At 41.5% G+C, this 19,977-nt stretch carries 16 protein-coding genes; 14 read left to right on the top strand and 2 right to left on the bottom strand.

Features of this window, described 5'->3' with window-relative positions; all coding sequences use genetic code 11:
* The first annotated feature begins 422 nt into the window (after positions 1–422).
* Together hpf and B4U37_RS19195 are read left to right on the top strand one after the other, a co-directional pair.
* Positions 423–983, top strand: coding sequence for a ribosome hibernation-promoting factor, HPF/YfiA family (hpf, locus tag B4U37_RS19200; RefSeq protein ID WP_010196969.1), 561 nt, complete (start codon positions 423–425; stop codon positions 981–983).
* 178 nt (positions 984–1,161) lie between these two features.
* Positions 1,162–2,028 (top strand): DUF6843 domain-containing protein, encoded by an 867-nt coding sequence (locus tag B4U37_RS19195; RefSeq protein WP_088019523.1) that lies wholly within the window; start codon positions 1,162–1,164, stop codon positions 2,026–2,028.
* Between the two features lie 50 nt (positions 2,029–2,078).
* Here the strand turns inward: B4U37_RS19195 and B4U37_RS19190 are convergent, their stop codons facing one another.
* Entirely contained in the window at positions 2,079–3,551 is a 1,473-nt protein-coding gene (locus B4U37_RS19190) for a cell wall-binding repeat-containing protein (RefSeq protein WP_088019522.1), read from the bottom strand.
* 245 nt (positions 3,552–3,796) lie between these two features.
* Here B4U37_RS19190 and secA point away from each other — a divergent pair, with 245 nt between their 5' ends.
* Positions 3,797–6,307, top strand: a complete 2,511-nt coding sequence (gene secA, locus B4U37_RS19185) for a preprotein translocase subunit SecA (protein ID WP_088019521.1) — start codon at positions 3,797–3,799, stop codon at positions 6,305–6,307.
* Positions 6,308–6,367: 60 nt separating this feature from the next.
* On the opposite strand, the gene B4U37_RS22105 is transcribed toward secA, so the two are convergent.
* Positions 6,368–6,592: a hypothetical protein gene (locus B4U37_RS22105; RefSeq protein ID WP_157663841.1), complete on the bottom strand. Its 225-nt coding sequence runs from the start codon at positions 6,590–6,592 to the stop codon at positions 6,368–6,370.
* A 216-nt stretch (positions 6,593–6,808) separates the two neighbouring features.
* Between B4U37_RS22105 and prfB the strand changes: the two genes are divergently transcribed.
* The 11 genes from prfB (at position 6,809) to B4U37_RS19130 (ending at position 19,975) form a co-directional block, all read left to right on the top strand.
* Positions 6,809–7,907 (top strand): peptide chain release factor 2 gene (gene prfB / locus B4U37_RS19180; RefSeq protein ID WP_157663840.1). Its coding sequence is split into 2 segments (ribosomal slippage): positions 6,809–6,880 and positions 6,882–7,907, totalling 1,098 coding nucleotides; the frame shifts between segments, so codons are not numbered across the junction.
* A 546-nt stretch (positions 7,908–8,453) separates the two neighbouring features.
* Positions 8,454–9,323, top strand: a complete 870-nt coding sequence (locus B4U37_RS19175) for a YitT family protein (protein ID WP_088019520.1) — start codon at positions 8,454–8,456, stop codon at positions 9,321–9,323.
* A 60-nt stretch (positions 9,324–9,383) separates the two neighbouring features.
* On the top strand, positions 9,384–9,716 hold the full coding sequence (gene cccB / locus B4U37_RS19170; RefSeq protein ID WP_010196951.1) for a cytochrome c551: 333 nt from the start codon (positions 9,384–9,386) through the stop codon (positions 9,714–9,716).
* 305 nt (positions 9,717–10,021) lie between these two features.
* Positions 10,022–12,448, top strand: coding sequence for a S8 family serine peptidase (locus B4U37_RS19165; RefSeq protein WP_425444094.1), 2,427 nt, complete (start codon positions 10,022–10,024; stop codon positions 12,446–12,448).
* Between the two features lie 371 nt (positions 12,449–12,819).
* The gene (gene ftsE, locus B4U37_RS19160; RefSeq protein ID WP_088019519.1) at positions 12,820–13,506 is read left to right on the top strand and encodes a cell division ATP-binding protein FtsE; all 687 of its coding nucleotides are present in this window, start codon (positions 12,820–12,822) and stop codon (positions 13,504–13,506) included.
* On the top strand, positions 13,496–14,389 hold the full coding sequence (gene ftsX, locus B4U37_RS19155) for a permease-like cell division protein FtsX (protein ID WP_088019518.1): 894 nt from the start codon (positions 13,496–13,498) through the stop codon (positions 14,387–14,389). Before ftsE ends, ftsX begins: the two co-directional genes overlap by 11 nt.
* Before the next feature lie 105 nt (positions 14,390–14,494).
* Positions 14,495–15,838, top strand: a complete 1,344-nt coding sequence (locus B4U37_RS19150) for a murein hydrolase activator EnvC family protein (protein WP_088019517.1) — start codon at positions 14,495–14,497, stop codon at positions 15,836–15,838.
* A gap of 320 nt (positions 15,839–16,158) precedes the next feature.
* Positions 16,159–17,637 carry a S41 family peptidase gene (locus tag B4U37_RS19145; RefSeq protein WP_088019516.1) on the top strand — a complete coding sequence of 493 codons (1,479 nt, stop codon included), beginning with the start codon at positions 16,159–16,161 and terminating at the stop codon, positions 17,635–17,637.
* A 90-nt stretch (positions 17,638–17,727) separates the two neighbouring features.
* Entirely contained in the window at positions 17,728–18,924 is a 1,197-nt protein-coding gene (locus tag B4U37_RS19140; RefSeq protein ID WP_088019515.1) for a PDZ domain-containing protein, read from the top strand.
* A gap of 138 nt (positions 18,925–19,062) precedes the next feature.
* Complete coding sequence (locus B4U37_RS19135; RefSeq protein ID WP_088020376.1) at positions 19,063–19,335, top strand: RNA polymerase alpha subunit C-terminal domain-containing protein; 273 nt, start codon at positions 19,063–19,065, stop codon at positions 19,333–19,335.
* A gap of 298 nt (positions 19,336–19,633) precedes the next feature.
* Positions 19,634–19,975, top strand: coding sequence for a hypothetical protein (locus B4U37_RS19130; RefSeq protein ID WP_088019514.1), 342 nt, complete (start codon positions 19,634–19,636; stop codon positions 19,973–19,975).
* The last annotated feature ends 2 nt before the right edge of the window (positions 19,976–19,977 follow it).

The following is a 19,977-nucleotide window of genomic DNA, read 5'->3' as shown; positions in this document are numbered from 1 at the left end:
GGTGTTATTGAGTAAGCTATCTACCCTGTTGACTGAAGTGCAAGACGTGAGACTCTGGAGGGGGATAGCGTTAGCTTGAGACCCCACAGCGAAGCGAGGAGGCTCAAGCACACGCCCCTCGGAAAGCGAACGTCTGGAACGAAAGGAAACAGGGAGTTAAATAGAATAATCAATTTTAATGAAATTTTCCCGACCCCCACGCATATACTTGTTTCACCCCACAAGAACAAGCCAATCCAATACAATTCACAAATTCTTAACAATACTTTTACGTTTAGGCAGGAATTCTGTTGGGTATTGTAGAAATATGTTTACATAAGCTTAATTCAAGCTTAACCTTCCAAAAACACCGGAAGGGAATGTAGGCAGATTGTTTGGATGCAAGGAAAATCCAAACAGGAACAAAAGGAGGAGTTCATTTTATGAAGTACAACGTACGCGGTGAAAACATTGAGGTAACTCCAGCAATCCGAGATTATGTAGAGAATAAGATCGGAAAGATTGAACGCTATTTTGATTCCACAGACAATGCAGAATGCAAAGTGAATCTGAAAGTCTACAACAACCAACAAAAAATTGAAGTGACCATTCCTATGACAGGCCTAGTATTACGTGCAGAAGAAAGTCACGATGATCTCTATGCAGCGATAGACCTTGTCGTAGATAAACTAGAGCGACAAATTCGAAAACATAAAACGAAGGTCAACCGTAAGCTTCGCGATACAGGTTCACCTAAATACTTATTTAACGAAGTGATTGATAACGGTGCTCCAGCCCATGTGGCAGTGGAAGATGATGAGGACGAAGCAGACTTGGTTCGTACGAAGCGATACAATCTGAAGCCGATGGACAGTGAGGAAGCGATTCTTCAAATGAACTTGCTCGGCCATAATTTCTTCGTATTCTTAAACGCTGCGACTAATGAAACCAACGTTGTTTATAAGCGTAATGATGGAAAATATGGATTGATTGAGTCTTATTAATAAGTGAATACGTTAAATTAAAGGGGTCCTATGTGGGCCTCTTTTTATGTCGTAATTTCTCGGGAAATGATGCAGGTATTTGTCGGAAATTAACCATTTATCACTTCTCCGTGTGATAAGATATTCTTGAAGAGTAATGGAGGATAATGGTTCTCTTTAGAAAAAGGGGAGAGAAAGAATGTTATTGAGAAAATTAGTGGCAGCATTATTTTCAAGTATTATTTTATCACTATGTCTATTTCTTATGAGCTCATGGGATTCAGAACAGAAAGGGTTTATTTTACTTGTTCTGATTTTTGCCTTATTCGGAAATTTTATATATGGTATACCAGTTTCGTTTATATCTGAAGCCCTAACCAAAAGTTTAAAGAAGAGCAGGGCTTTTGTTGCAGGTTTTATATATGTGTTTTTAGCTTACATAACAGAGGTCGTGATAGAAGGTCTTGCAATCTTTTCTATTATTAGTGCTGTATTATTCTATCTTATTGATGAGGGAATCAAGGTTGTCAAGGAAACACCAAGTGACAAAAGCAAGAAGCTTCATTTCTTAAAGTTGTTAAGTGTTATTCCTTTTGCTGCTTTGGCGATTTGGGGTGTGCATGTTCAAACAACTTCTCACTTGGAGGAGACGAATAACGTCTATTTAATTCCGGAGGAGTATGAGGGATCCATTGTTGTTTTTTATAATATGCCCAATGAAGATAATATCGCAAAAGAAGGCGAGTTCTTCAAGATTCCTCTACGCGTGGAAGAACTTCCAACTTTAAAAGGTTCAGGTATAGAAGAGTATGCCATTTTCCAGACATCTAGTGAATGGAGGTCTGGGAGGGTAACGGATAAATATTTTTATGTCGATGAACTAGGAAATAGGTCGGAAATTAAAAAGTCCTGTATTCATTATGGACCTGGTAGTTCAAGTATGGGTATGAAATATGAAGTTTTTCAAATAACCAATTCTAGTTGTGGTGAGGATTTTCAGTGGTCTGGGAAAGAACGCTATGACGCCCAGACGAGGGAAATACTGAGGTATTGGGGTTACTACTAGGAAAAACGATAAAGCACTGCGCATATGCAGTGCTTTTTCACGTTTATATATTAGTCACGTAGCAATTGATCTACTACAGATTCAGGTACAGAAGCTTCTCCACCTAAAATAGTAAAGCTGTTGATGTTGTACTTTTCTACAGCCAACATAGTAGCTTCAGGAGCTTCCTCTGGATTAACCAAAAGAAGTGGGGAACCGTAGTAACCTGCAAGTACAGAGCCTGTTAGAGCATCTGCAAAGCCTCTGCCGTTTGCAACAAATACATGCATAGGATCCATTTCTAATTCTTCCATAACATTTGCTGCAGTTTCGTAGCGGTTCGCACCAGAAATTCGAGTGTGGTTCGGAAATTCTTGTTCAAGAGATTTTCCAATTGCAGCGTGCCCACCGATAACAAGAGTTTTATTAGCTTTACTTAGTACTGTTTTAGTAGAAGCTGGTACTTTATCAGGAGCTACTAGAAGTATTGGTAATTCATTCATCGCTGCATATGGTGCGATAGATAATGCATCTGGGAAGTTCTTCCCGCTCACTACTACTACCTCGTCATGTTGAGAGCCTAAACGATCAGCAATCTTTTTAGCTGTTTCATATCGGTCAGCCCCGTTAATACGATCAATTTTAATGTCTAATGCTTTAAGTTGATTTTCCACTTTTTCCGATACTGCTGCTTTTCCGCCTAGAATGACTACTTTCCTTGCCCCTAAACGAAGTATTTCTTCTTGTGTTGCTGCATGTAGAGTTTCAGGGCGAGTTAATAGGATTGGTGCATCCATCGCATATGCCAAAGGACCGCCAGCAAGTGCATCAGGAAAATTTAAGCCGTTAGCAAGTACTACTGTATCTGCTTCATACCAACCTGTCATGGAGATCTCAACAGCTGTTTCGAATCTAGATTTTCCGGAAAGGCGTTCTGAAAATTTAGAGCCGTCATGGATGATCATTAGATTTTCATTTTTTTCAAGTTGTTTAATCAGTTCCAAGGATTTTTCATTCAATGGGTTTTCAAATAAGAAAACCATACCTTCTTTCATATCTTTAAGTGGAGTGATATCAGTGATATTGTTTCCGGAAAGGTCCACCATTCCAGAAGTCCATCCTTTAAAGGCGGAAATGTCTGATATGTTGTTGTATCCAAGCGATAAGAAAGTCTCGTTTAATCCACTAAGTGGTTTGATGTTTTCAATATTATTTAAGGAAAGCTCCAAGTGTTGGATTTGCTTTAAGTTTGTAAGTGGTGTTAAGTCAGATATATTGTTGCTGTCTAGAAGTACGAACTCAAGGTTAGTTCCGTAAGTCTCTAAACCTTCTAAACTATCGATTCCATAATCAGAACCGTGTAGCTCTATGAAATCTGCGAAACTGTTCTCATCTAGTTCGTCCACTTCAAGACTGTCCATTACTGCTTGTTCAAGATTTGCATCTTTAAAAAAAGAGCTTGAGGCATTAGCACCAGGAGTGGAAAGTGAAGAAAATACAAAAATAAAGGCCAGGGCAACGACAAAAAATTTACTTTTTAACACGCTTTGTTCCTCCGATTTTGTCAAATATATTGTTGTGACAGAATGATTATAGGGCCATTTTACTAAAAATGGAATAGCCAATTACGAAAAATATATTTGTTGTTTCGACAGAAATCTCCTTGACAATTTTCGAGAAATGGAAATCGTTGTGGCGAATCCGGTAATAAGTTGTACCCACCCCTAATAAGTGTTAAAATTTATATATTATTTAGGCTATAAGACTATAGTTACAGAGGAGCGTTTGTATGCTTGGTTTATTAAATAAAGTGTTTGATATGAATAAGCGTCAGTTGAAACGTCTGGAGAAGATGGCGGATCAGATAGATTCCTTGAGTGCCGATGTGGCAAGGCTTACGGATGATCAATTAAAAGAGAAAACTGCTGAATTTCAAAGTCGTTACCAAAAAGGTGAAAAGCTAGAGGACATGCTGGTAGAAGCGTTTGCGGTTGTTCGTGAGGCGGCTAAACGTGTACTCGGACTTTATCCTTATAAAGTGCAGCTTATGGGTGGTGTTTCCTTACACGAAGGAAACATTTCCGAGATGAAAACGGGGGAAGGTAAAACGTTGACGGCAACCATGCCTGTTTACCTGAACGCGATTACTGGAAAAGGGGTACATGTTGTTACGGTCAATGAATACTTGGCGAGCCGTGACGCGACAGAAATGGGTCAGCTTTATGAGTTCCTTGGCCTTACTGTCGGGTTGAACCTGAACGGACTTTCCCGTGATGAAAAAATTGAAGCGTACAAAGCGGACATCACTTATGGTACAAACAATGAATTCGGATTTGATTATCTGCGTGACAACATGGTGTTGTACAAAGAGCAGATGGTACAGCGTCCTCTTCACTATGCCGTAATCGATGAGGTTGACTCGATTTTAATCGATGAAGCGCGTACGCCGTTAATCATTTCTGGTAGTGCCCAGAAGTCTGCAGCCTTGTACATCCAAGCTAATGCGTTTGCTCGTACATTGGTGAAAGATGTAGATTACACGTATGATGTGAAAACTAAAGGTGTGCAGTTGACAGAGGATGGAATTACTAAGGCGGAGAAAGCTTTCGGCATCGAAAATCTGTTTGATATTGGCAATGTTACCTTGAATCATCATATTAATCAGGCATTGAAGGCTCATGTAACGATGCATCATGATGTGGATTATGTCGTGCAGGAAGGCGAGGTTGTCATCGTTGACCAATTTACAGGCCGTCTGATGAAAGGACGCCGCTATTCCGATGGACTTCACCAAGCAATAGAAGCAAAAGAAGGCTTGGATATCCAAAACGAAAGCATGACACTTGCGACAGTTACATTCCAAAACTACTTCCGAATGTACGAAAAGCTTGCCGGGATGACTGGTACAGCGAAAACAGAGGAAGAGGAATTCCGTAATATCTATAATATGAATGTTATTGCGATACCGACAAATCAGGACATCGTGCGTGATGACCGTGCCGATCTTATTTTCAAAACAATTGAAGGCAAGTTCAATGCGGTGGCAGATGATATCGCAGAGCGTAACAAAAATGGACAACCTGTACTGGTTGGTACCGTTGCAATTGAGACGTCTGAGGTTATCTCTAAACTTCTGACGAAACGCGGCATTAAGCATGACGTGTTGAATGCGAAAAACCATGCTCGTGAAGCGGATATTATCCTTGGGGCTGGTCAAAAAGGTTCTGTAACAATCGCAACGAACATGGCCGGTCGTGGTACAGATATCAAGCTTGGCGAAGGCGTGAAAGAAGTTGGCGGACTTGCTGTTATCGGTACAGAGCGTCATGAATCCCGTCGTATTGATAATCAGCTTCGTGGTCGTTCCGGACGTCAAGGAGACCCAGGTGTGACGCAATTCTATCTTTCCATGGAAGATGAATTGATGCGCCGTTTTGGTTCTGACAATATGAAAACCATGATGGAGCGTTTGGGTATGGATGATACGCAGCCGATCCAAAGTAAAATGGTTTCCCGTGCGGTTGAATCCGCTCAGAAACGTGTGGAAGGGAACAACTTTGATGCGCGTAAACAGCTATTGCAGTATGATGATGTTCTTCGTCAACAGCGTGAAGTTATTTACAAGCAGCGTTTTGAAGTGTTGGATTCCGAGAACTTGCGTGAAGTGGTGGAAAGAATGCTTGTTTCCGCAATTGAACGTCAAGTTGGACTATATACTCCCAAAGAGGAAGTGCCAGAGGATTGGAACCTGCAAGGAATCGTTGATTATGTAGATGCGAACCTTTTAGAAGAAGGCGCAGTTACGCTTAATGACCTTCGCGGGAAAGAACCGGAAGAAATGTCTGAGCTTATCGTCGAGAAAGTAAAAGCTCGCTATGACGAGAAGGAACAGGAGCTTACTCCAGACCAAATGCGCGAGTTCGAGAAAGTTATCGTTCTTCGTGCGGTGGACAGCAAGTGGATGGATCACATCGATGCGATGGATCAGCTGCGTCAAGGAATCCACCTTCGTGCTTACGGTCAAATTGATCCGCTTCGTGAGTATCAGTTTGAAGGGTTTGCGATGTTTGAAACCATGATTGCTTCCATTGAAGAAGATGTGGCAAAGTATGTCATGAAGGCTCAAATCCGCAATAACCTGCAACGTGAAGAAGTGGCAAAAGGCCAAGCGGTTGTTCCAAAAGAGAGTGGCGGAGAGCCTCCAAAGAAAAAACCAGTGAAAAAAGTAATGGACGTTGGCCGTAATGATGCTTGCATCTGCGGAAGCGGAAAGAAATATAAAAACTGCTGCGGGAACTAAAGGCAGTTTTGGGGAGAGTGGGGCTTAACCGGCCTCACTTTTTCCATGTTAATAGAGCGCTTAGACATTTTCTGAAATAGCGATTTTTAAACCAACGTTTGAATAAGTGAAAATGGAAATGTAGGAATCCCAATGGACCCAGCCGTTCTGTTTGTGATTAGCTTTTGAAATAGCTATTGCAGGATAAAGTGCTGAATGACTGTTTTCCGGAGTTTTTACTACTTTAAGATAGTTCTTTTTAAACCAACGTTTGAATAACCGAAAATAGAAAATTAGTACTCCCAATAGGTCTAGCTGTTGTATTTCAGATCAACTTTTGAAAAAGCTATTTTAGCAAAGGAAATATTTGCGTTACCCTGTAATTCTTGCTCCATCTTTTGAACACAATCACTCAGGTACTTTTTTATTTTGGTGAAATACGATAATATAGACTATTAGTTGCCCTGTTCGTTTATTGAGGGTTAAAATCCGTGTTAGTGAAAATTTTATGAGGTGAAATAAATGGAATTAGTAGAGATTCGTCACGAGTTAGAAAAAATGGCTAAGCGATTAGTCGAGTTTAGGGGGTCTCTTTGACTTAGAGGCCAAAGAACGACGTATTGCCGAGCTTGATAATGAGATGTCCAATCCGGAATTTTGGAACAATCAGAGTGCTGCGCAGGTTGTCATCAACGAAGCGAACGCATTGAAAGAGCCAGTAGGACAGTTTCATGAGTTGAGTGAGAACTATGAAAACCTGCAGCTCACATATGAATTGGTAAAAGAAGAGCCGGATGCGGAGCTGCAAGCAGAGCTAGGCAGCGAAGTGAAAACAGTAGCAGAGGATTTCAACAAGTTTGAACTTCAGTTATTGTTAAGCGGTGAGCATGATAAGAACAATGCGATTCTTGAGTTGCATCCTGGCGCTGGTGGTACGGAGTCACAGGACTGGGGTTCCCTGTTGTTGCGTATGTACACTCGTTGGGCAGAGCGTAAAGGTTTCAAGGTGGAGACGCTTGATTACCTGCCAGGAGATGAGGCGGGAATTAAGAGTGTGACATTGTTGATTAAAGGTCACAATGCTTATGGCTATTTGAAAGCGGAAAAAGGGGTACACCGTCTTGTACGTATATCTCCGTTTGATTCTTCCGGCCGCCGCCACACAAGCTTTGTTTCTTGTGAAGTTATGCCGGAGTTTGATGATAATATCGAGATCGATATTCGTACCGAAGATTTAAAAATTGATACGTACCGTGCAAGTGGAGCGGGTGGACAGCATATTAATACGACCGATTCCGCGGTCCGTATTACTCACTTACCGACAAATGTGGTCGTGACGTGTCAAACAGAGCGTTCCCAGATTAAAAACCGTGAGCGCGCGATGAAAATGTTGCAAGCAAAGCTTTACCAGAAGAAGTTGGATGAGCAGCAGGCGGAACTGGATGAAATCCGCGGCGAGCAGAAGGAAATCGGCTGGGGTTCCCAGATTCGTTCCTATGTGTTCCATCCATACTCCATGGTAAAAGACCACCGTACAAACACGGAGGTCGGGAATACGCAAGCGGTTATGGACGGGGATTTAGATCCGTTTATTGATGCTTATTTGAGGTCGAAACTGTAAGAGATGATTTTTAGACACCCTTGGCCCTTGTTGGCTGGGGGTGTTTTATGTTAAGGGGAAAAGGAAGCAAAGAGCCGCAATGTATGTTGCCCGGAATCAAGGGGAAATGGACTTAGGGGTAACTAAAGAGTGTCTATGGTGCCCGGGGGAAGCGGAATATGAAGTTAGGGGTAACCAAAGAGTGTTTATGGTGCCCGGGGGAAGCGGAATATGAAGTTAGGGGTAACCAAAGAGTGTCTATGGTGCCCTGGAGAAGCGGAAAATAAAGCTAGGGGTAATCAAAGAGCCGCAATGGTGCCCAGAATCAGAAGAAAATGGAGCTAGGGGTAAGCAATCAGCCACAATCAGATCAGGGTTTCTTGCCAATTTGAATAGTGCCCAAACAAATGGAAATCCTACAAGGAATGAATGCGTTATTTTTACCACTGATATACATTTTGCATTAACGCTTTACCACGTTATACCAATGCCATTTACACCCTTATAATCGCGTGCTATACTCTTGCTCGTTGTGTGTATTTTAGAAAGATTCTGGGGGGCTTAAAGTTGAGTCGTAAAAATAGAAATGGGTATCAAGTGAATCCCGTGTATCAGCGGGTGAAAGAATATACATACGTGGTGTTAGGGTCTGCGATTGTTGCGCTGGCATTCAATTTGTTCTTACTGCCGAATCAGGTTGCTTCTGGTGGAGTAAGTGGAATCAGTACCATATTAAAAGCGCTGCTTGATTGGGAGCCAGGTATCGTGCAGTTGTGCTTTAACATACCGCTCTTTTTAGCAGGGGTGATTCTTCTTGGAAAGCAGTTTGGGCTCAAGACATTAGTCGGTACCATTACATTGCCTTTAATTGTGCTTTGGACGAGTAATGTTGCACCTGCCACTGAGGACCCATTGCTTGGTTCATTGTTTGGAGGAATAGGTGTCGGACTTGGGCTTGGACTGGTTTTCCGTGGTCGCGCCTCAACAGGCGGAACGGACCTTGCCGCACAAATCATTCACAAATATACGGGGCTGACGCTTGGGGCATGTGTCGCGATGATAGACGGCCTTATTGTTATTTCTGCAGCAGTAGTTTTTGACCTAGAACTTGGAATGTACGCACTCATTGGGCTTTTCGTCACATCCAAAACCATTGACTTCGTACAAGTAGGTCTAGGATATTCCAAGATGGCCATTATCATCACCAAAAAGGAAGAGGAAGTTAAGGACGCCATTCTCACAAAAATCGATCGTGGCGTGACGAAGCTTGCTGCTTACGGGGGCTATACGGAAAACGAATTGCCTGTTCTGATGTGTGTGGTGGATCAAACGGAATTCACAAAATTGAAACAAGTGGTCCGGACCATTGACCCTGCTGCATTTGTGGTCGTAACCAACGCTTCTGAAGTGTTAGGTGAGGGTTTTAAAAGAGAGTAAATAGGATATAATAAAAACAATCTTGGTAATTATTACATCTCAAAATTGGGGGACCTACCTATGAAAAAGTATTTTATGGCTTTTGTTCTCGGATCTTCTTTATTAACACTTGCAGCATGTGGCGGCGGTGACGAAGAGCAGGAAACATCCGGCGGTGGCGAATTCACTATGGTGGAAAATGAAGAAGCGCAACAACTTTACCAAAGCTGTATTGGCTGTCATGGCAACAACATGGAGGGTGCAAGTGGTCCAAACCTTCAAAAAGTGGGAAGCAAATACAGTCAAGAAGAAATTGAAAGCATCATCAATAACGGTCAAGGAAACATGCCTGCTGGTCTAGTACCAGAAGAAGATGCTACTGTTTTAGCCGAATGGTTGGCACAGCATAAATAAGAATGATCGAACTCTCCTAAATAATGGAGGGTTCTTTTTTATGTTCTTTTTTACCTATTTATTTGGAATGTAAAGTAGGCTATTCAGCGTGTTTTTGTTGGGCATTTGTGGAATTTTGTCGGTTCTTTATAACTGAATTGTCTGAATTGTTTGTTTAATGCATTAAAGGATATTGAAAATTTATATTTTTAAAATATAATTTGGTTTGTAAAGATTTTGGACAAACGTAAGTAATTGGTACTTAAGTATTTGTCTAGAATTTTTTACATAAGTCGTAAGATACAACAAAAGGGGAGTGGGATGATTTGAAACAGAAATTAATCGCAGCATTCATGCCTTTGTTGGTTTTGGTACTTGTTTTCAGTACTTTTGCTACAAACGGTGTCTCTGCTAACACAGGGAATGAAAACCTTGAGTTAGCAACATTACAAGGAGATTTTGATTTATCATCCTCCAAAGCAGTTAAGGTTATGGTTGAATTACAAGAAGAATCAATTGTTGGAGCAAAGCACAAAGGGAAGAAGCAGTCTAAGCAGAATCTGAAAAGTGCTCGTGATAAAGTGAAAAAAGAAGTAGCAGACCGCACTTCTAAAAGTAAAGTAGAACGTGAGTATGACTATGTATTCTCCGGTTTCTCTCTTGAGATTCCAGCCAATGAGATTCCTAGTTTACTAGCGGCTCCTGGTGTAAAAGCGGTATATCCGAATGTGGAGTATACAACTACTGAGGTTGTAATGGAAGAGGAATTCAGCCCGGAAATGGTTGATTCCGCGCCATTTATTGGTTCTAACGAAGCTTGGGATCTTGGTTTTACAGGTGAAGGTGTAAAAGTTGCAATCATTGATACTGGTGTAGATTACACACATCCAGATTTAGATCAAAACTTTGATGATTATCTAGGTTGGGACTTTGTAGATAACGATGCAGATCCACAAGAAACTCCAAAGGGTGACCCTCGTGGAGCTGAAACAACTCACGGGACTCACGTTGCAGGAACAGTTGCAGCGAATGGACAAATCAAAGGTGTGGCGCCTGACGCTACATTACTTGCATACCGTGTTCTTGGCCCTGGTGGAAGTGGATCTACTGAAAACGTAGTCGCAGCTATCGAGCGCGCAGTTCAAGATGGAGCAGATGTTATGAACCTTTCATTAGGAAACTCTTTAAACTCTCCTGACTGGGCAACTTCCATTGCACTAGATCAAGCGATGGCTGAAGGAGTAGTAGCAGTAACTTCAAATGGAAACTCAGGTCCAAACAACTGGACAGTAGGTTCTCCGGGAACTTCCCGTGAAGCTATTTCTGTAGGAGCGACTCAGCTTCCTTACAACGTGTATGATGCTTCTATTTTTACAAGTGAAGGAGTAGAATATCCTTCATCAAAAGTTCAAGGCTTCCCATCTGATGAAGCATTGACAGATTTAGACGAAAATGAATATGAATTTGTATATGTAGGATTGGGAGCTTCACAAGACTTTGAGGGGAAAGATTTAGAAGGCAAAATCGCCTTGATTATTCGTGGAGAATACCCATTCGTAGATAAAGCAACTGCAGCGAAAAATGCTGGTGCAGTAGGTGCAATCATCTACAATAATGTAGCAGGTGAAATGCCTGAAGTTCCAGGCATGGCTGTTCCTACTATCATGTTAACGAATGAAGATGGGCTTAAATTACAAGAAGAGTTGGCTGCAGGTAATAACACAGTTAGCTTTGACATTGAGTTTAACCAAACAGTTGGAGAAACAATGGCAGGATTCTCTTCCCGTGGTCCAGTAGTGGACACTTGGATGATCAAGCCTGACGTTTCTGCTCCTGGTGTAAACATTGTAAGTACAGTACCGACTTTTGACCCTGCAAACCCACATGGCTACGGTGCAAAACAAGGGACAAGTATGGCGGCTCCACACGTAGCTGGTGCTGCAGCAGTAATTTTAGAAGCGAACCCTGAGTGGGGCGTATATGAAGTGAAATCTGCATTAATGAACACAGCAGAAAAATTGATTGATCCGGCAACAGGTGAAGAATATGCACACAATTCTCAAGGTGCGGGAAGCATCCGTGTGGTAGATGCGCTTCAAGCGGAAACACTTGTGAACCCAGGAAGTTATTCTTTCGGAGTATTCGACAAGAAGAAAGGTAAGCAAGTAGAACGTCAGCAATTCGAAATCCAAAACCTTTCAAACAAAGCAAAAAAATATAACATGGAATTCTCTTTCAAAGGAGAAGTAGGGAAGCACGTGAAGGTAAGTACAAGCAAAAACCTTCGTGTGAACCCTGGCAAGACGCAAAAAGTAAATGTGAATGTTCAAGTAAATGCTTCAAAACTTGAGCCTGGTTACTATGAAGGACATCTTGTAGTAACAGAAGGCGACACAGAAATTCAAGTGCCTACGATTCTATTTGTAGGGCAGCCGGACTATCCACGTGTTACAATGGTCGGAGCAACTGCACTTGGAAATAACGAATTCGAAATCTACTCCTACTTACCAGGTGGCGCAGACGAATTTGAAATCTGGGTATTCAAAGCCACTCCAGATGGTGGCTTAGGTGATTACGTAGGTGATGTTCTTTACGACGCAGACCTAGGTAAAGGCTATAACTACCACGACTGGGACGGCACACTAGTAGACGGCACACAGCTGCCAGCAGGCGACTACATCCTAGCAGCATACGCTAAAAAAGGTAACCTGGATTACGCAGTAGCAGCTGGAGACGTCTTAACAATCGAGTAACCTTATAGTATTCTACAAAACTTCAAAAACACCTATGGGGGTCTGACCCCCAAAGGTGTTTTTTTTCTTTCCCCATAAAAATCGACAAATATTGTTCGACATCTTTCTGCTTTTAGGAAAAAAATCCCTACGTTACCAACGATGACTTACATTTGAAAAGAAACTGTAATAATAAAAACTCTTATTTTGTCGAAATAGATGATATAATAATAAAGTGAATTTATGCGGAAATTTTAGATAAATATACATATTGCAAATTTAATGTACTAGTCTTATCGACCTTCCGCAATTGCTTAATGAATACTCCTGACTCATTTTTAGAAGTGAGAAGGAATGCAATGATTCAAATCTTTGACCCAACAGGTGATTAAATGATTGAAATGCAAGACGTCTATAAAAAATACCCAAACGGCGTACAAGCTGTGGATGGTATTAATATAAGAATAAAAGCGGGCGAGTTTGTCTATGTAGTAGGTCCAAGTGGAGCTGGTAAATCCACGTTCATCAAAATGATGTACAGGGAAGAAAAGCCCACAAGCGGAAGCATTGTCATTGACGGAGTAAACCTTTCAAAGTTGAAGGAAAGCAAGGTTCCCTTACTTCGTAGAAACATTGGAGTAGTATTCCAGGACTTCAAACTTTTACCTCAGTTGACAGTCTATGAAAATGTAGCCTTTGCCTTAGAAGTAATAGAAGAAAGTCCAAAAAATATAAAAAAACGTGTGATGGAAGTTCTTGATCTTGTAAAACTAAAGCACAAGGCACGTCATCTTCCAAACGAACTTTCAGGTGGAGAGCAGCAACGTATTTCGATTGCGCGTTCCATAGTCAATAAACCGAAAGTAATGATAGCCGATGAGCCAACAGGTAACCTTGATCCTGACACCTCATGGGAGATCATGAATATTTTTGAAGAAATTAACGAAAAAGGTACGACGATAGTAATGGCAACGCACAACCGTGAGATTGTAAATACTATCAAGAAGCGTGTAATTGCCATTGAAAATGGGAAGATTGCGCGTGACCAAGCAGAGGGGGACTACGGTTATGAAGCCTAGAACTCTACTGCGACATTTTAAAGAGAGCTTTAAAAGTTTAGCGCGTAACGGATGGATGACTTTTGCATCTGTCAGTGCCGTGACAGTTACCCTCCTATTAGTGGGTGTATTTCTTGTACTAATGATGAATTTGAACAATGTCGCATCGGAAATTGAAAGTGATGTAGAAATTCGAGTTCATATAGACCTTACAGCCAATAAGGAAGATCAAGAAGTCTTAAAACAACAGATACAGAACTTACCCGAAGTGGAAACAGTCGACTTTTCCTCGAAAGAAGAAGAGTTAAAAGGGTTGGTAGATAGTTTTGGTGAGGACGGCGGAGCTTTTGAGCTGTTCGAACAAAATAATCCACTGTATGATGTTTTCATCATTAAGACAGCAACACCACAAGAAACCATTACAGCAGCCAAGAAAATTGACGAGCTGGAATTTACACATAAAGTTATCTATGGTGCAGAAACAGTGGAAAGATTATTCAAAGTGTTTGAGATTGCGAGAAACGTTGGCCTTGCTCTAATCCTCGGACTAGTATTTACAGCAATGTTCCTAATATCTAACACAATTAAGATCACCATATTTGCACGAAGAAAAGAAATTGAAATCATGAAATTGGTTGGAGCAACAAACGGGTTCATTCGTTGGCCATTCTTCTTAGAAGGGTTGTGGTTGGGAATTCTCGGTTCATTCGTTCCGATTGGAATTATCCTAACGTCCTACTATTATTTAATAGATCTTGTTCAACCAAGAATTCAAGGTACATTTATTCAAATGCTTCCATTTTATCCATTCGCATTTCAAGTCATTGGAATCTTAATTGCAATTGGTGCGTTTATCGGTATGTGGGGAAGCATGATGTCTGTTCGAAAATTCCTACGAGTTTAAGAGATTACTATAGTTTTATTACCCACTTAGAAAATACAGAAAACCTGAAAGGAACATCCAATTTGTTCCTTTGAGGATACATAAGAGTTTAGGGGGAAGTAAGGGATGAGAAGAAAGATTGGTACAATCGCTATTGCTGCAGTCATTGGCTTTTCCGGATTTTTCGCTTCGGGATTATCCGAAAAGGCTTTTGCGAACGAGATGCAACAAAAGCTTAACGAAGTAAAGGATCAACAATCATCAAATGAATCTACCAGAACTGAAAAACAAACTGAAGTAAATCAACTGCAAGCGGAGCAACAAGAAATTAGAGCAGAAGTAGAACGCCTTGATAAAGCTGTTGCAGAAACAAAAAATAAAATCAGTGGTAAAAAAGAAGAAATCGATACAACTCGTAAAGATATTGAAAAACTTAAAGAAGAAATAGAAGTACTAAAAGAGCGTATTGCCAAAAGAAATGAGCTTCTAGAAGATCGCGCTCGTTCCTTCCAACAAGGTGGAGGAGCCGTGAATTACTTAGATGTATTGTTAGGTGCACAAAGCTTTGGAGATTTTCTGGACCGCGTTGGCGCGGTAGCAACAATTGTTCAAGCAGATCGTGATATTCTACAAGCTCATCAAAATGATATGCAAGAACTGGAAGCTAAGGAGCTGGAAATGCGTGAGCAGTTGGCTTCATTGGAACAACAACTAGTTGATTTGGAAAATATGGAAGTTCAATTAAAAGGTCAGATAGCAGAAAAAGATAAGCTACTTGCTGAATTGAAGAAAAAAGAAAAAGAAACGATGCACGAAATCCATGAACTGGAAAATGAAGCAGAAGTATTAGCTTCTCAAGAAAAAGCAATACGCGCTGAAATTAAAGCTGCGGAAGAGCGTGCTAAACGTGAAGCACAAGAACGCGCGAGACAAGAGGCGGAAAGAAAGCGTCTTGAAGAGCAACGTAAAAGAGAACACGAAGCAGCGGTTGCGGCAGCAAAGGCTAAAGGAGAACCTGAACCAGCTCCTGAACATGTTTCATCACCGCCACCACCAGTTTCATCCGGATCTTGGACAAGACCGACAACTGGTAGTGTAACATCTGGCTTTGGTACTCGTTGGGGCTCCCAGCACTATGGTATCGATGTTGGGAAAAACGGAAGAAGCGGTAACGTACCTGTCGTAGCAGCAGGAAGTGGTACAGTATTCCAAGCTTACTACTCCAGCTCGTACGGTAATGTAGTTTTCATCACTCACTACATTGATGGTCAAACTTGGACAACGGTTTATGCTCATTTAGAAAGCTTGGGAGTAAGTGCAGGACAATCCGTATCTAAAGGTCAATTCATCGGTAACATGGGGAACACTGGATTTTCAACAGGACCTCACTTGCACTTTGAATTGCACAAAGGTTCTTGGAACGGATCTAAATCCAATGCAGTGAACCCTGCATCTTATATTAACTTTTAATTTTAACCAACACAATCTCGCTGTTCAGTCTAGGCGGCGGGGTTGTGTTTTTTTACGCCTTGTATTACTTTTCCTGATTTCATCACATAATATGTGCACCCACCACATATACTTACACTATAAAAGGCATTACACTTCCTGTGTGATGCCTTTTGCTTCAGGAACGAGGGAATTGGCGAGTGGGACAGGCATATCTATGGACGGTCCCACATTCCGCAGCCACTTACATAAGTTTTAATAATTTTCAACCAACGCCGGCTATGGTACAATTGCGTCATATCTATCGTTCGGTACGGGGTATAGGATGAGGAGGAGCTTTCATGAATCGCAAAATTGTTACAGTATTAATGGTTGTATCAGTTCTAGTTGGAGCGGCAGGAATGTATGCAGGATTACAATGGTTTGGTCATGGACCAGCAGCAGCTGTACCTTCCGTGCAAAATCCTCTTACTGATAACACAGAGCAAGCTGCACCGCAGGAATCGCCGAAAGAAACGGCGGCACAGATGGAAAAGATTCAACAGGCATATGAACTTATTTCTTCTCGATATGTGGAGGAAACTGAATCAGAAAAACTGATACAAGGCGCCATACAAGGGATGGTCGATACACTGGAGGATCCATATTCCGTGTATATGGATAAGGATACGGCAGAGCAATTTACACAGTCGCTCGAATCTTCTTTTGAAGGGATTGGGGCAGAAGTGGGCATGCAGAACGGGAAGGTGACCATTGTGTCTCCATTCCGCGGTTCCCCTGCTGAAAAGGCTGGACTGCAACCAAATGACCAAATTCTTAAAGTAGATGACCAAGATATAGAAGGCTTGGATTTATATGAAGCAGTACTTAAGATCCGCGGTGAAAAAGGGACGGTTGTGACATTAGAAATCCAGCGTCCTGGTGTTCAGGAACCGTTCAATGTAGACGTGACACGTGATACGATTCCAATTGAAACGGTGTATTCTGAAACGATTGAACAAGATGGCAAAAAAGTGGGATACATCCAGATTACCTCCTTCTCACAAGATACCGGGAAAGACTTTCAAGAGCAGTTAGCAGCACTGGAAGAGCAGAACATTGAAGGATTAGTGGTCGATGTCCGCGGTAACCCAGGTGGACTTTTAGATCAAGTTCAGATTATTGCTGCAGAGCTTGTGACAAAGGAAAAACCATATGTTCAAATTGAACAGCGTAATGGGGAAAAGCAGCGTTTCTTCTCCTCCTTAACAGAGAAAAAGCCTTATGAAATTGTGACCCTAATCGATAAAGGAAGTGCGTCTGCGTCTGAAATTTTAGCAGGTGCATTAAAAGAAGCAGGCAACTATGAGGTCGTTGGGGACGCTTCTTTCGGTAAAGGGACTGTTCAGCAAGCACTAGAGCTTGGTGATGGCAGTAACTTGAAGCTTACACTTTATAAGTGGTTGACACCTGATGGGAACTGGATTCACAACGATGGAGTGGAGCCTACAATACCTGTCAAACAGCCGGATTACTTCTATGCAAATCCAATAAATATGGAAGAAGAGGAAGAGCTGGCGCTTGATGCAAATAGTGAAAAAGTAAAGAATGTACAAGTGATGTTGAAAGGCCTTGGCTTTGACCCAGGACGTGAGGATGGGTATTTCAGCAAGGAAACGGAAGATGCTGTGAAGTCTTTCCAAGCTGAAAATGACTTATCCGCATCTGGAAAAGTTGACAGCCAAACGGCAGAACAGTTGCAAGCACAATTGCTTGAAGCGGTACGCGCAAAAGAAAACGATGTACAACTAAAAGAGGCAATCAAAACACTGATGAAATAAATTAATACAGTCAGCTTCCCTTATGGTGGGAGCTGACTTTTTTGTGGTAAAATAAAAGAAAAGTTTGTATGTTTAGGCGGTGATCGGGTGATGGAATCATGGTTTTGGGAATTGCTGATAGGAGTGGGTCGCCTTTTCATCCACCCTGTCCTTTATGTGACCTTAGCTGTTGCAGTAATATTGGGATATTTTCGCGTCAAAAGAGAACGCCATGACTTTCATATACGAGTGGAATACGGCCTGACGGAGTTTCAAAAGGCTTGTAAGAGTCTTTTGGTTGGACTAGCTTTATCTGTGCTTACAATTGGTTTGGGAGTGATTATTCCTTTTGGAACAATTGTGCTCCTCAGCTTCTTTAGCATTATTTTTACCCTTTTCATTAAGCCGAGATGGCTTTCGACTGCCTATATATTCGGGTTCACTATCTTGGCAGTAGTACTTTTACCAAAATTGGAGACGGGTGTCACCACCTTTCAGCGCTTGTTTGAATCTGTAGAAGCAACGCATTTACCGACACTGGCCATTCTGATGGGGATACTTATGGTTGCTGAAGGACTGTTCGTCTGGAAACAGGCACCTGTGCAAACCTCTCCGCAGCTTCAAAAAAGTAAGCGTGGGTTGCCGGTTGGTACACATGTTGTCCAAAGAGTATGGATTCTTCCGCTATTCTTATTTGTGCCCGTCGGTTCTGGAGAAATCGAGACAAGCTTTCAGTGGTGGCCTGTCCTGCAAATGGGGGAACACACCCTTTCCTTGTGGCTTGTTCCATTCAGCATGGGGTATTATCAACGACTAAAAGCAAGCTTACCGTTAGATGCAATCCCGATCGTTGGCAGACAATTGGTTCTGCTTGCAGTCGTGGTCTTGTTGACTGGAGTTGGCAGCATATGGTGGGAAAATGCCGCCATCCTTGCAGCAGTTGTTGCTGTAATTGGTAGGGAATGGCTGAATTACAGGGCCAAAACAGAGGACGAAAAGCACCAGCCGATCTTTGTTCAACGTGACAAAGGACTTGTCATTCTAGGGGTAATTCCAGATAGTCCGGCTGAAAAAATGAACCTCCAAATTGGAGAAATCATTACAAAAGTAAACAATATCCCGGTAAATTCCGTTTCGAATTTTTATGAAGCACTTCAGCAAAACAGGGCATTTTGCAAACTGCAAGTTGTGGATGCAAACGGTGAAGCACGTTTTGCTCAAACTGCTTTGTACGAAGGAGACCACCATGAACTGGGGGTACTATTCGTTCAGGTCGGGAAGAAGTGGAAGCAGACGGAAGCTGTATAATTAAGTTGATTGTGTTTAAAATATCGGATAATACTTCATACTTAGTGCAGGCTCTGTTGTTGAGGAGTTATTGTTTTAAAGCATGCCGATCATTATTTTAAAGGCGGAGGGATAATATTGACGGTAGGAAAACGTGAAATGGTTTGCGAACATGGACATAAATATTATAAAAGTAGTGATTGCCCAAGTTGCCCTACTTGTAATAAAGAGAATAAACCTAAAGCTAGTTTCCTTTCAAAACTTAGTTCACCGGCAAGAAATGCATTAATTCAAAAAGAGGTCGACACTGTACAGAAACTATCAAAGTACACTGAAAAAGAAATCTTAAATTTTCATGGTATTGGACCAGCCTCCTTACCTATTATGAGAGCTTCATTAGAAGAAGAAGGGTTATCATTTATGGATAAATAATTTCCAATAAGAAAAGGCATGTGCAGAAAGAAGCGCATGCCTTTTTTCTTTCATTTCACCTGGTTGTTACATGGAAACCTTACTGATTTCTTTATCTTTATTGGAGGGTGTTTCCTTTTTCTTAAATTTTACCAATATCCCTCGGATCTGCCCGGAACTCCCCTAATGCCTGGCCGGCTGATTTCCCAAGTCTATTACAATATGTCTTTTACTTCCGATATTTTTGTCAGTCAACTTTAAAAGGTGACGAAATGAAATGATATAATGGAAGTATGCGCAGATAGGAAGGAGGGAAAACATGAGAAGTTTGAGTGTATTTGTTATTGTACTGGTTTTAGGATGTATGCAAATGTTTTCTTTCGAAACTAGCGATTGGAATGGTGCTGAGCATTTTGATTCTATTGAACAGGTAGGTAAAGAAGTTAAGATTACTGCCTCCCTTTCAAGATCAGGCATATACGCTACTTTATCTACAAAATTGAAAAATAAGAAAGATATACTCTCAGGCTTACCTCCTTCCACGGGTATGAATATGTCCCTCCCTGTTTCATCATTTTTTTACGTAAACACGGATTTTATTTGTGCTGTCTTCCTTAATCTCTTCCCAAGAAAATACCAATCGAATTACCTCTCATCATAATG

The organism is Sutcliffiella horikoshii (assembly GCF_002157855.1).
Lineage (GTDB): Bacteria > Bacillota > Bacilli > Bacillales > Bacillaceae_I > Sutcliffiella_A > Sutcliffiella_A horikoshii_C.
This window is presented reverse-complemented; position numbering and strand designations above follow the sequence as displayed.

Excerpts from the sequence above, each read along its gene's own strand:
- hpf (WP_010196969.1), top strand. The coding sequence starts at position 423 with ATGAAGTACAACGTACGCGGTGAAAACATTGAGGTAACTCCAGCAATC.
- B4U37_RS19195 (WP_088019523.1), top strand. The coding sequence starts at position 1,162 with ATGTTATTGAGAAAATTAGTGGCAGCATTATTTTCAAGTATTATTTTA.
- secA (WP_088019521.1), top strand. The coding sequence starts at position 3,797 with ATGCTTGGTTTATTAAATAAAGTGTTTGATATGAATAAGCGTCAGTTG.
- cccB (WP_010196951.1), top strand. The coding sequence starts at position 9,384 with ATGAAAAAGTATTTTATGGCTTTTGTTCTCGGATCTTCTTTATTAACA.
- ftsE (WP_088019519.1), top strand. The coding sequence starts at position 12,820 with ATGATTGAAATGCAAGACGTCTATAAAAAATACCCAAACGGCGTACAA.
- ftsX (WP_088019518.1), top strand. The coding sequence starts at position 13,496 with ATGAAGCCTAGAACTCTACTGCGACATTTTAAAGAGAGCTTTAAAAGT.
- B4U37_RS19150 (WP_088019517.1), top strand. The coding sequence starts at position 14,495 with ATGAGAAGAAAGATTGGTACAATCGCTATTGCTGCAGTCATTGGCTTT.
- B4U37_RS19145 (WP_088019516.1), top strand. The coding sequence starts at position 16,159 with ATGAATCGCAAAATTGTTACAGTATTAATGGTTGTATCAGTTCTAGTT.
- B4U37_RS19140 (WP_088019515.1), top strand. The coding sequence starts at position 17,728 with ATGGAATCATGGTTTTGGGAATTGCTGATAGGAGTGGGTCGCCTTTTC.
- B4U37_RS19135 (WP_088020376.1), top strand. The coding sequence starts at position 19,063 with ATGGTTTGCGAACATGGACATAAATATTATAAAAGTAGTGATTGCCCA.
- B4U37_RS19130 (WP_088019514.1), top strand. The coding sequence starts at position 19,634 with ATGAGAAGTTTGAGTGTATTTGTTATTGTACTGGTTTTAGGATGTATG.